Origin of the sequence: Citrobacter sp. S46_ASV_140 (assembly GCF_018919545.1) — a bacterium.
GTDB lineage: Bacteria > Pseudomonadota > Gammaproteobacteria > Enterobacterales > Enterobacteriaceae > Citrobacter > Citrobacter braakii.
Map to the genome: position 1 here is coordinate 1 of NZ_JAHLRC010000107.1, position 12,036 is coordinate 12,036.

10 protein-coding genes and 1 pseudogene are annotated in these 12,036 nt (G+C 54.2%); 4 read left to right on the forward strand and 7 right to left on the reverse strand.

The window, feature by feature from the left end:
• Nucleotides 1-41: 41 nt before the first annotated feature.
• Nucleotides 42-731, forward strand: coding sequence for a Sel1 family TPR-like repeat protein YjcO (yjcO, locus tag KQJ19_RS19065; protein WP_016155379.1), 690 nt, complete (start codon nt 42-44; stop codon nt 729-731).
• A gap of 50 nt (nt 732-781) precedes the next feature.
• Here the strand turns inward: yjcO and gltP are convergent, their stop codons facing one another.
• The 7 genes and pseudogenes from gltP to nrfA all read right to left on the reverse strand — a co-directional run bounded on the left by gltP (nt 782) and on the right by nrfA (nt 8,945).
• Nucleotides 782-2,095 (reverse strand): glutamate/aspartate:proton symporter GltP, encoded by a 1,314-nt coding sequence (gltP, locus tag KQJ19_RS19070; RefSeq protein WP_016155378.1) that lies wholly within the window; start codon nt 2,093-2,095, stop codon nt 782-784.
• A 344-nt stretch (nt 2,096-2,439) separates the two neighbouring features.
• Complete coding sequence (nrfG, locus tag KQJ19_RS19075) at nt 2,440-3,060, reverse strand: heme lyase NrfEFG subunit NrfG (protein ID WP_047357723.1); 621 nt, start codon at nt 3,058-3,060, stop codon at nt 2,440-2,442.
• Nucleotides 3,057-5,268: pseudogene (gene nrfF / locus KQJ19_RS19085) on the reverse strand (heme lyase NrfEFG subunit NrfF). Before nrfF ends, nrfG begins: the two are co-directional and overlap by 4 nt.
• Nucleotides 5,269-5,276: 8 nt before the next feature.
• Complete coding sequence (gene nrfD, locus KQJ19_RS19090) at nt 5,277-6,233, reverse strand: cytochrome c nitrite reductase subunit NrfD (RefSeq protein ID WP_103284321.1); 957 nt, start codon at nt 6,231-6,233, stop codon at nt 5,277-5,279.
• Nucleotides 6,230-6,901, reverse strand: a complete 672-nt coding sequence (nrfC, locus tag KQJ19_RS19095) for a cytochrome c nitrite reductase Fe-S protein (RefSeq protein ID WP_016155373.1) — start codon at nt 6,899-6,901, stop codon at nt 6,230-6,232. The genes nrfD and nrfC overlap by 4 nt, the downstream gene beginning before the upstream one ends.
• A complete protein-coding gene (gene nrfB, locus KQJ19_RS19100) occupies nt 6,898-7,464 on the reverse strand; it encodes a cytochrome c nitrite reductase pentaheme subunit (RefSeq protein WP_005132587.1) in 567 nt (188 codons plus the stop codon). Before nrfB ends, nrfC begins: the two co-directional genes overlap by 4 nt.
• A gap of 44 nt (nt 7,465-7,508) precedes the next feature.
• Nucleotides 7,509-8,945, reverse strand: a complete 1,437-nt coding sequence (gene nrfA / locus KQJ19_RS19105; RefSeq protein WP_049282878.1) for an ammonia-forming nitrite reductase cytochrome c552 subunit — start codon at nt 8,943-8,945, stop codon at nt 7,509-7,511.
• A 434-nt stretch (nt 8,946-9,379) separates the two neighbouring features.
• Between nrfA and acs the strand changes: the two genes are divergently transcribed.
• The 3 genes from acs to KQJ19_RS24070 form a co-directional block, all read left to right on the forward strand.
• Complete coding sequence (gene acs, locus KQJ19_RS19110; RefSeq protein ID WP_016155371.1) at nt 9,380-11,338, forward strand: acetate--CoA ligase; 1,959 nt, start codon at nt 9,380-9,382, stop codon at nt 11,336-11,338.
• 236 nt (nt 11,339-11,574) lie between these two features.
• Nucleotides 11,575-11,889: a DUF485 domain-containing protein gene (locus KQJ19_RS19115; RefSeq protein ID WP_016155370.1), complete on the forward strand. Its 315-nt coding sequence runs from the start codon at nt 11,575-11,577 to the stop codon at nt 11,887-11,889.
• A partial coding sequence (locus tag KQJ19_RS24070; protein WP_253296379.1) for a hypothetical protein occupies nt 11,886-12,036 on the forward strand: 151 nt, incomplete at its 3' end. The genes KQJ19_RS19115 and KQJ19_RS24070, both read left to right, overlap by 4 nt.

A 12,036-nucleotide genomic window follows, 5' to 3' on the forward strand; every position in this document is an offset into this window, starting at 1 on the left:
CTCTTTATACTGTTCATTCCGTACCCTAAATAAAACTCAAAATGAAACAACTCATTGCATTGATGTTCTTTATGACATTCTTTGCCCATGCCAGTGATACTGAGCCAGGAAGCCAGTACTTGCAGGCCGCTGAGGCAGGGGACCGTCGCGCACAGTACTTTCTTGCCGATACCTGGTTCAGTTCGGGCGATTTGAGCAAAGCCGAGTATTGGGCGCAAAAAGCCGCCGACAACGGCGATGCCGACGCCTGTGCGCTACTGGCGCAAATCAAGATTACGAATCCGGTCAGTCTGGATTACCCCCAGGCTAAAACGCTGGCGGAAAAAGCAGCCAAAGCAGGCAGTAAAGCGGGAGAACTTACCCTGGCGCGGATTCTGGTCAACACCCAGGCTGGACGTACCGATTACCCTAAAGCCATTACCTTGCTGCAAAACGCCTCCGAAGACCTGGAAAATGACTCCGCCGTCGACGCGCAAATGCTGCTCGGCCTGATTTACGCCAACGGCGTGGGCATTCCCGCTGACGATGAGAAAGCGACGTGGTATTTCAAACGAAGCTCAGCCATTTCCCGTACCGGTTATTCCGAATACTGGGCAGGGATGATGTTCTTAAACGGTGAACAGGGTTTTATTGTGAAGAATAAACAGAAGGCGCTGCACTGGCTGAATCTGAGCTGTATGGAAGGATTCGATACCGGCTGCGAAGAATTTGATAAGTTAACAAACGGGTAATGATTTGCATTGCCGGATGGCGCTACGCTTATCCGGCAAGCTGTCATGAATTACTGATTAGCGGTCTTATCAAATCTACCCAGCACGTCGCGCTCATAGGCCAGCGCTTTCTTGCGGTCAAATTTGTGTTCCCACTTGGCGATAACCAGTACCGCCAGCGCATTACCCACCACGTTCAGCGCGGTACGCGCCATGTCGAGGATACGGTCAACACCGGCGATAAACGCCAGGCCTTCCAGTGGGATCCCCACGCTGCCCAGCGTAGCCAGCAGCACCACGAATGATACGCCCGGCACACCCGCAATCCCTTTTGAGGTCACCATCAGCGTCAGCACCAGCACGATTTCCTGCCACAGCGACAGGTCGATACCATACAGCTGCGCGATAAAGATAGCGGCGATACTCTGGTACAGAGTTGAACCATCAAGGTTGAATGAGTAGCCGGTCGGCACCACAAAGCTGGTGATTGAAGCTGGCGCGCCATAGGCTTCCATCTTCTCAATAATGCGCGGCAGTACGCTCTCGGAGCTGGCGGTAGAGTAAGCCAGAATCAGCTCGTCTTTCAGAATGCGGATCAGGATCCAGATGCTCAAACCGCAGATGCGCGCCACGATCCCCAGCACCACCAGCGCGAAGAACAGAATGGCGAAATGCACCAACAGCACCAGCTTCGCCAGCGGCCACAAGGAGGCAAAACCGAAGTTCGCGACGGTAACGGCAATCAGCGCGAAAACGCCGACTGGCGCGTAGCGCATAACCATGTGAGTGACTTTAAACATGGTTTCGGAAATAGAGCGAAATACGGTAACCAACGGCTCGCGGTGAGTTGCCGGCAGGGAAGACAGACCTAAACCAAACAGCACCGAGAAGAAGATAATCGGCAGCATATCGCCTTTTGCCATCGATGCGACGATGTTGGTTGGCACCAGTGACAAAATTGTCCCCATCAGGCCATGCGCGTGGCTCTGTACTTCTGCGGTCGTGCTTTGATATTTCGAAATATCCACGGTCGCCAGTTGCGACATATCCACCCCGGTGCCTGGCTGGAACACATTCGCCAGCGTGATACCCAGGATAATCGCCACGGTGGTGATTACTTCGAAATAGATAATAGTTTTGGCGCCAATACGGCCCAGCTGTTTTGCATCACCGACCCCGGCGATACCGACAACCAGCGTAGAGATGACAATGGGCACCACGATCATTTTGATCAGATGGATAAAGATATCGCCCGCCGGTGACAGCAGGTTTACAACCAGCCATTCACGGCTGTCACTATGGTAATGCAGGTAACTCCCCAGCAGAATGCCCAGCACCATAGCGATCAGAATCTGCCATGCCAGGCTGACTTTCAAATTTTTCATAACAACGGACTTCCTCGATGGAGCGCTATTCCACATGCGGTGTGTGGTAATAGTACATACTGAAAGGGTATGAATTGTGTTGCGTTCGTTTATGGAGTTTTTTAACGCTTATTATCATTATCATTTGCGTACTGTCTCGCGCAACCCTCCAGGAACAGAGCCTTCAGCTGAATTTATGCATAAAAATGCAATTTTATCGGGGTATTGATGAATAACTTTTTGTTATAAAAGAATTTTAATATGTTCAAAAATGAAGAAGTCATGGCGTGAGTTTTTTTTGCTCATTTGTTCGTTCGCCTGTTTTTTAAACAGGCCAAATGATACCAATCACAAAAGAAACAAATTTATTTTTGCCGATTCTGCAACAACTTCGCCATATTAATAGAGTCAATGAGCTGTGCCCGGTTCACCCTCGGCGAGTTTAAATCCATAACTTTTTGCCACACTGAAATGGCCTGGGCGTAGTCTGCCTGCATAAACGCATCTGAGGCTAACAGCATCAGCGCAGTGACCTCTGTCGGGTCCAGCGCCAGAGCCTTATCAATCATCTCGCGAGTGGGCGGTGTCATATGCTGCCCGGCCTGGTAATACAATACCGTTGCCAGCGCTGAATAGATCTCAGCATTTTCACCCCCTACACGCAGCGCCTGCTCGTAGGCCAGCAGCGCATTATGATACGCGTTTTGCCAAAGATAGTACTCACCGAGTTGCGCCCATTTCACACCGTCCTGTGGATTAGCACGAATTTGCGATTGCAGCAAAAGCAGCTGTTTTTCCTGAACATTTTCATCGGTGAACGCATGTAATGGGTCCGCCAACCGCGTCTGTTCCTGACGCACCGCCTGCCATTTTGGCGTCAACAGGTAACCTCCGATGCAGGCCACAACCATCAGCACCGTCGCAGCGGTCAGCCACTTCACGGGGAGTGGGCGTAACGGCGCAGGGGAATGGGTGGACTGGCTCATTGCACATCCTCCTCTACGCGCTGACGCCTTCTCACCCGCCAGACCACCACGCCCACCAGTAATAACAGCAGGCACGGCAACGCCCACAGCAGCAGCGTTTGCTCATTCAACGGCGGGTTGTAGCGCACAAAATCACCGTAGCGATCGGTCATCCACGTCGTTATCTCGGCTTCACTTTTCCCTTCCGCCACCATGCTATAAACCTGGTGGCGCATACTGACCGCTACCGGCGCATTAGATTCCAGCAAGTTTTGGTTTTGACACTGTGGACAGCGCAGTTGGCTGGCAATAGACAACGCTTTTTCCTGTTGTTGCGGGTTGGCAAAAGTCCATGTGTCCACAACCTGGGCATGTGTCGCGAAGGCGATGAAAAACAAAATGATAGCTAACAATAAACATGTTCTGCCGGATGGCGCTGCGCTTATCCGACCTACCGTTTTCACACCCCGTTCGCCGCCATCCGGCAACGCGTTGATTAGTTTATGCATCGCGCTTTCTCCCTCGCCATCCGCTCAGCAGCGCACCAAAGACCATTAACAGTCCCCCGCCCCAAATCCAGCGCACGCCGGTCTGCACGTACAAGCGCATGGCATAACGGTCCGGTCCGGTTTTTTCGCCGATTACCGCATACCAATCATGCATCAGATTCCAGCGGATCCCCGGCTCCATCATCTGTTGACGGCGCGCGGCATAGAAGCGTCTTTCAGGCTGCAGGCTGCCAATGCGTTTCTCATTTTGCCACAGCGTGATCTGCGCTTTTTCACTGGTGTAGTTACCTTTTGCTTCCAGGTCGAGACGCTCAAAACGAAAAATATAGCCCGCCAGTTCCACCTGCTGCCCGGGGCTCAGATTCAGGCTTATCTCCTGACGACTACCGCTGGAAAAGACGATCCCCGCCGCAAACACCAGCACCCCGGCATGCGCCAGCAGTGCCGGAAGCTGGCAACGCACAGACACTTTGCGGCTTCTGATCGTCGCCAGCACGATAACCAGCAGCATCAGCAGGCCAAAGGGCAGCGTAGCACGGTTAAAGTACGGTGCGCCCACGGAGAGCCGCCCCCAGCCGAACAACCCGTAAATCATCGGGTAAAGGGTGCCAATCAGCACAATCAGCAGCACCGCGCAAAAAAGTAATAGCGCGACCAGAATCAGCATCTCGCGCGACCAGCCGCCAAAACGCGCATTCTGGCGGACTTGCTGTCCCCGCCAGGCGTACAGCCCGAGCGATGCCAGGCTCAATACGGTAAACAGCGCGAACAGCGGCGTGGCGCGGACGTTATCCAGCGCAAAAGCGTGCACGGAAACGAGAATGCCGGAACGCACAATCAGCGTCCCCAGCAGCGATAAAATCAGCGTGACGATCGCCAGCAGCAGCGACCAGTGGCGGAAGATCCCACGTTGGCGCGTGATGAACAGACTATGCAGCAGCGCACTGGCGGAAAGCCAGGGTAATAAGGAGGCATTTTCTACCGGGTCCCAGAACCACCAGCCGCCCCAGCCCAACTCGCAGTAAGCCCACCAGGAGCCGAGGATAATCCCCAGCGTCAGCGCACACCAGCCAGGCAGCGCCCAGCGCCAGCACACCCCGGCGCTCTGCGCATTAAAGTCACCGCGCAGCAGCGAGGCCAGCGCCACGCCTGCCGCCACCATCAAGCCACCGTAACCCAGGTACAGCAGCGGCGGATGGAGGATTAACCCGAGATGTTGCAGCATCGGGTTAAGGTCGCGCCCTTCAATGGCTGGCGGGAAGATACGCACGAACGGATCGGACCATATCACCACAAACAGCAGCAGCAGGGCCGTTATCAAAGCGAGGACGCTGAGCGTTAACGGAAACAGCAGGTCGGAATCACGCCGATAGCGCAAGGCGAACAGCGCGCTCCAGCCGGAAAGAAACAGCACCCACAGCAGCAGCGATCCTTCATGCCCGCCCCACACCGCCGCCAGTTTTAATCCCCACGGCAGCAGGCTGTAGCTATGCTGAGCAACGTAGACCACCGAAAAGTCGCTGGTCAGAAAGCAGAATATCAGAATGGCAAAGGCCAGCAGCAGCAGCGAAAATTGCGTCCACATGCCCACGCTTGCCAGGCGCATTACGCCTTGCCAGCGCTGGCGGACACCCACCAGCACGGCAAGCGGGGTCAACACGTTGACCCCGAGGCTTAACAACAGTGCCAGAAAACCGGCTTCAGGAAGGAGAACGTCCAGATATCACCTTACGCAACGGTTAGCTGACCCGCATAGAGAATAAAAAAGCGCAGCAGCAGTACGCCGGTCAGGCTGGCACAGCACACTGCCAGCACGCCATGAAACGTCGAACTGCGGTTGGCCCAAGGTTTTAGCAGCATCGGCAGTATCAGCCCAAGCCCGGCCACGCCCAGCCAGAACCACCAGGTCCAGAATCCGCCGCCCAGTGCCGCCGCCAGCGCGCGCATTTTGCCGTCATCGCCCAGCGCCAGGCCGACGAAAAACGCCGCCAGCAGGAAGATCTCCAGCCATACCACCGGGACTTCCATGCGATGCACAAAGTGCGCTTCGGTACTGTGCGGATTGCTACGATGACGTAACGCCATGGCGATCAGCGCCACCGCCGCGCCGGAGGAGATCCCGGAGAACAGGAACAGCACCGGCAGGATCGGGTTATTCAGGAACGGGTAGGATTTCAGCGCCGACAGCAGAAAACCGGTGTACGCCCCGAGCAGGACCGCCAGCACCAGCATTAACGTCTCCAGCGCGCGATGAAACGGCGCAATCAACGTCAGCATTTTCTGTACGATCCCTAATCGCGGCAGCCAGCGCTGTTGTAGAGCAATCACCTCTTTTTCAAAGATTTTTGCCAGCCACAGCACCAGCACCACCATGTACAACTGGAACAACATGACCCCCATCGACATCACCGAAGTGAAGCTGTAGTGGAACATCAGTTTCCAGAAGGTCCATGGACGCGTCAGGTGGAACACCAGAATCAGCAGACCGAAGATAATCGCCCCCGGCCCTAACACCAGCGTAGTGCGTAGCAGCGTGCTGTCAGAACCGCCCGCCTCCGGATGGAAACGACGCAGCAGAATCGCCAGCGTGACCAGTCCGGCGGAGATGCCAATCAGGAACAGATAAATGGCAATGGGCCAGTCCCACACCAGTGATTCAAAATGAAATGCAGAAGCGGATGTCATTGGCTCACCTCCCCAAATTTAAAGGGAACGCGGTAGACCTTCGGTTTTGTGCCCAACGCCAGCTTGTAACGGTAGGTGGTTTTCTGCAGCAACAAGCGGGAGATATCGCTGTTGGGATCGTCCAGATTACCAAACGTCAGCGCCTTCGTCGGACACGACTCAACGCAGGCGGGCTGCTTGCCCGCTTTCAGATTGGTTTTCCGACAGAAATCGCATTTATCCGCCGTTTTGCTAACCGGATGGATAAAGCGCACGCGATAAGGACACGCGGCGATACAGTACTGGCAGCCAACGCAAAGGTCCGGGTTCACATCCACAATACCGCTGGCGGCATCGCGATACGATGCCCCCGTCGGGCAGACGTCAACGCAGGGGGCATGGTCGCAATGCTGGCACGAATGACGGAAGAAGCGATACTTCACATCAGGAAACGTCCCCTGCGGCTCGCTGCGAATAATCGTCAGACGCGATACCCCTTCCGGCACGTTGTTTACTTCCCGACAAGCATCCATGCAGGCCGTACAGCCGATGCATAGTGACTCATCATGTACCATACCGTAACGTACGCCGTTGATGTTCAGCGTCTTCGCCACAACGCGTCCCGCCGTCCCGCTCACTGCCACCAGCGCGCCGACGCGGGTGATAAACTGGCGACGAGAGCAACTCATGGATGCTCCTTAAGCAACGGAACCGACGCCGGGTTAAAGTTCGGATTGTTACGCTGATCGCTGTGGCAATCGACGCAAATCTTGATCCGTCCTTTATCACTTAGCGTCTGCATCGTGTCTTGCTTCGGATGCAGTGAGTGACAGCTGGCACACGCCACTTTGGTTACGTGGACATCGTGTGGCCAGAACGCTTTTTGTAGCTGCTCAGGCAGGTGGCAGGACATACAGACGCTGTTCTGCTGTTCAACGTTGTACATCGGCTCATTAAAGCGCATCACATCCTTCACCCCTTCACGGTGGTTCGGTGACGGCTGGCCGTGACAGTTGGTGCAGGTGACCGGCAGTTTGTTATTCGGGTTGATGACTTCTGCATGCTTACCATGCATGCCTTCGGTATCTGGCTTGTGACAATCCAGACAGGCGGCATCCGGATTACGCTGTTGGGTAACCGTCCAGCGTTGATCCGACTCCTGCGGCGTTGGCGTGGCAGTGATTCCACTCAGGCTCCAGAACAAGCCTGACGCCAGCACCCCAGCAGTTAATAACGAACGTAATACGCTCATATTCACTCCGTTGAGTTATCCGCCCCTGACGGGGCGAAATGGGGTTATTGGCTTAACAGACCGTTTTTACGCGCCTGATCTTCCCACTGCGGAATCACCGTTTTGATGAAGTCCTGCTTCTCAGCATTGATTTGCTGCATGTTCAGACCAATCGCCGCCTGGGCTTTCTCTTTGGTAGAGATATCCGGTAACGGGATTTCATGGGTGATGCCTTTAGTCGCCAGCAGACGGACCAGTTTGGTACGCGCATCGGCGGCTTTATCCATGGCGCTACCCAGCATCCGCAGACCCTCTTCCGGAGCGTGCATGTGAATACCGTGTGAGGCGATAGACAGGTCCCAGCGCCATTGTGCGTGACGGATATCTTCCAGAATCGGCTTCATTTCCGCTTCAGTCGCACCCGCATCCCATGCAGCTTTCGCTTCGAAGTGCGCATGAACCAGCTGATCTTCAACCTTGATTTTCAGGTCATGAATAGCCTGTTTACGCTCGGCGACCACTTTTTGCAGGGACGCTTTATCCTGGGTGTGGCAGTTCGCACAGGTCTGAGCAAAGCTATCGAACGGGTTACCAATCTTATGGTCGGTGTAGATCTTGCCTTCCGCGTTTTGCACTTTCGGCATGTGACAGTCGATACAGGTCACGTTGTTCTTGCCGTGAATGCCCGCGCTCCAGGTTTCATATTCCGGGTGCTGCGCTTTCAGCATCGGCGTTTTCGACAGGGAGTTGGTCCAGTCAGAGAAGGCGATGGTGTCGTAGTATTTCTCCATGTTCTCGACTTTCATGCCCTCGTCCCACGGGAACTTAACGGCTTTGTTTTTACCGTCGAAGTAGTATTCCACGTGGCACTGACCGCAGACCATGGATTGCTGATCAAAGCGACCGGCTTTCTCAAACGGTTTGCCGATTGCTTCCATCGCGCGTTCTGCATAAGGACGCGACAGCGTCAGCTCTGGCTTGCCTTTGGCGAAGTCTGGTGACGCAGTGTTATGGCAATCTGCACAGCCGAGGTTGTTAACAATTTCCGGACCGCCGCGCGCCCATTTACCGTGGAAGTAGCCATCTTCACCATCTTTCTGGATCAGACGCGCTACGTCCGGGCTTTTACAGCTCCAGCAGGCCATCGGCAGCGGGCCGTCTTCAGCCGTTTTTGGTGCGCCGGTACGTAAGGTTTCACGTACATCGGTCACGGCATAGGCGTGTCCACGCGGTTTGTTGTAATCGCGCGAGAATGGATATCCCGCCCACAGGATCACCAGACGCGGATCTTCTGCCAGCGCATCTTCACGGGCTGATTGCTCAGACGTGGCTTTCCAGGAGAGATATTGATCGGGATGCTGAGGAGCGAAGGTTTCATTCTTCGCTTCAACGGTGACGGTTTTTGCGGGTACAGGAGTTTGTTCAGCGTGAACAGCAGAAATAAATAATAAAGGTAATAACAGGCTGAAGAAACGGCGTACGCGTGATTTTATCCTTGCCATAGGGGTCTCATCCAGATGACGCCATTATCTGCAATGGCGGTTCTTTTATTGTTTTCCATAACAGCAACCACACGAATACTGTCATGACATTGCTCCACCCTATTTGTAACAAGAAACCACACTGAAAATGTTGTTTTTAATCAATTGTAAGTGTATGTAAAATACCACTTTAGAGTTATAAACCCCCTCTAACTCCTCACTCTTTTGTCTAATTCAGAGATAGATCACCTTTTCAATAATCCTTTAGATAACTACATGTTATCGCGAGATTTAATCAATTTTTGCTAGTTCCCTTCAAAATTAAGTTTGCCGCTAATTTGCACAATTCGTTTATTGCGTGATCTGCCGCGCAAATACTAAACAAAACTCTCAAAGCCCCTACATTTAACGTTTATGAGACATATTATTAACATCCTACAAGGAGAACAAAAGCCATGAGCCAAATACATAAACACGCTATTCCCGCAAACATTGCGGATCGTTGCCTGATAAATCCGGAGCAGTACGAAGAGAAATACCAGCAATCCGTTAACGAACCCGACACATTTTGGGGCGAGCAGGGAAAGATACTTGATTGGATCAAGCCGTACAGCCAGGTGAAGAACACCTCCTTCGCACCAGGCAACGTGTCGATTAAATGGTACGAAGACGGCACCCTGAACCTGGCCGCAAACTGCCTTGACCGTCATTTACAGGCAAATGGCGATCGCACCGCCATCATCTGGGAAGGCGATGACGCCACCCAAAGCAAAAACATTACTTATCGCGAACTGCATCGCGATGTTTGCCGTTTCGCCAATACGCTACTGGATTTAGGCATTAAAAAAGGCGACGTAGTGGCCATTTATATGCCGATGGTGCCGGAAGCGGCGGTTGCTATGCTGGCTTGCGCCCGCATTGGCGCGGTGCATTCGGTCATCTTCGGTGGTTTCTCACCAGAGGCCGTCGCCGGACGTATCATCGACTCCAATTCACGTCTGGTGATCACCGCCGACGAAGGCGTGCGCGCCGGCCGCGCTATCCCGCTGAAAAAGAACGTCGATGATGCGCTGAAAAACCCGAACGTCAAAACCGTGGAACATGTGGTCGTCCTCAAACGTACCGGTGGAAAAACGGAATGGCAGGAAGGCCGTGACCTGTGGTGGTCCGATCTTATCGAGAAAGCCAGCCCGGAACATCAGCCAGAAGAAATGAACGCGGAAGATCCGCTGTTTATCCTCTATACCTCCGGTTCAACCGGCAAGCCAAAAGGCGTACTGCATACCACCGGCGGATATCTGGTCTATGCCGCAACCACCTTTAAGTACGTGTTTGACTACCATCAGGGCGATATTTATTGGTGTACTGCTGACGTGGGTTGGGTAACCGGGCACAGCTACCTGCTGTATGGTCCGTTGGCCTGCGGCGCAACCACGCTGATGTTCGAAGGCGTGCCAAACTGGCCAACCCCGGCGCGTATGTCGCAGGTTGTGGACAAGCACCAGGTCAATATTCTGTATACCGCGCCGACCGCCATCCGCGCCCTGATGGCAGAAGGTGATAAAGCGATTGAAGGCACTGACCGCTCCTCGCTGCGTATCCTGGGTTCCGTTGGCGAGCCGATTAACCCGGAAGCATGGGAGTGGTACTGGAAGAAGATCGGCAACGAAAAATGCCCGGTCGTCGATACCTGGTGGCAGACCGAAACCGGTGGATTCATGATCACCCCGCTGCCGGGCGCCACCGAGCTGAAAGCGGGTTCCGCAACCCGTCCGTTCTTTGGCGTACAGCCTGCGATTGTCGATAACGAGGGTAATCCGCTGGAAGGCGCGACCGAAGGCAACCTGGTGATTACCGACTCGTGGCCGGGCCAGGCGAGAACGCTGTTTGGCGATCACGAACGCTTTGAGCAGACCTACTTTTCTACCTTCAAGAATATGTACTTCAGCGGCGACGGCGCGCGTCGTGACGAAGATGGCTATTACTGGATCACCGGTCGTGTGGACGATGTGCTGAACGTCTCTGGCCACCGTCTGGGAACGGCAGAAATCGAATCGGCGCTGGTGTCGCATCCGAAGATTGCCGAGGCCGCGGTGGTGGGTATTCCGCATAATATTAAAGGCCAGGCGATCTACGCCTACGTCACGCTGAATCACGGCGAAGAGCCATCACCTGAGCTGTACGCCGAGGTTCGCAACTGGGTACGTAAAGAAATTGGTCCGCTGGCAACGCCAGACGTGCTGCACTGGACCGACTCACTGCCGAAAACCCGCTCCGGCAAAATCATGCGCCGTATTCTGCGTAAAATCGCGGCGGGCGATACCAGCAATCTGGGCGATACCTCGACCCTCGCCGATCCTGGCGTGGTAGAGAAACTGCTCGAAGAGAAGCAGGCCATCGCGATGCCATCATAACCATAACCGTGAAATGCCCGATGGTGCACGGCTTATCGGGCCTACAAATCCTACCCCTACCCCTCCCCTGACCGGGAGGGAAAATATAATAACCCACCCCAAAGGATTTCGCGTTGCAGGAAGGCGGCAAGCGAGCGCATCCCCAGGAGCATAGTTCACTATGTGACTGAGGTGGGCGAGTGCGGCCAACACACTTGCAACGTGAAAGACGAAGGGGGCCTCTGGAGAACTCTGTGATGAATGACTCTATTTATCAGCGGATAGAAGACAGTGCGCGTTTCAGGGAGTTAGTTGAAAAAAGGCAACGGTTTGCCACCATTCTGTCCATCATCATGCTGGCAGTTTACATCAGCTTTATTTTACTGATTGCCTTTGCGCCTGGCTGGCTGGGTACGCCGCTACACGCGGGAACCAGCGTCACCCGGGGTATTCCGATTGGGGTCGGTGTGATCCTCATCTCCTTCATCCTGACCGGGATCTATATCTGGCGGGCAAACGGTGAATTCGACCGCCTGAACAATGCGGTTCTGCACGAGGTTAAAGCATCATGAAGAGAGTCCTGACGGCGCTTGCCGCCACGCTGCCCTTCGCCGCAAACGCGGCGGATGCTATTAGCGGTGCAGTCCAACGCCAGCCAACCAACTGGCAGGCGATTGTCATGTTCCTGATTTTCGTCATCTTTACGCTCGGTATTACTT

Bases quoted from the DNA above. Each gene is read 5' to 3' on its own strand.
- yjcO (WP_016155379.1), top strand. From the start codon at position 42: ATGAAACAACTCATTGCATTGATGTTCTTTATGACATTCTTTGCCCAT.
- nrfA (WP_049282878.1), bottom strand. From the start codon at position 8,945: ATGGCAAGGATAAAATCACGCGTACGCCGTTTCTTCAGCCTGTTATTA.
- KQJ19_RS19115 (WP_016155370.1), top strand. From the start codon at position 11,575: ATGAATGACTCTATTTATCAGCGGATAGAAGACAGTGCGCGTTTCAGG.
- nrfG (WP_047357723.1), bottom strand. From the start codon at position 3,060: ATGAGCCAGTCCACCCATTCCCCTGCGCCGTTACGCCCACTCCCCGTG.
- acs (WP_016155371.1), top strand. From the start codon at position 9,380: ATGAGCCAAATACATAAACACGCTATTCCCGCAAACATTGCGGATCGT.
- gltP (WP_016155378.1), bottom strand. From the start codon at position 2,095: ATGAAAAATTTGAAAGTCAGCCTGGCATGGCAGATTCTGATCGCTATG.
- nrfD (WP_103284321.1), bottom strand. From the start codon at position 6,233: ATGACATCCGCTTCTGCATTTCATTTTGAATCACTGGTGTGGGACTGG.
- nrfC (WP_016155373.1), bottom strand. From the start codon at position 6,901: ATGAGTTGCTCTCGTCGCCAGTTTATCACCCGCGTCGGCGCGCTGGTG.
- nrfB (WP_005132587.1), bottom strand. From the start codon at position 7,464: ATGAGCGTATTACGTTCGTTATTAACTGCTGGGGTGCTGGCGTCAGGC.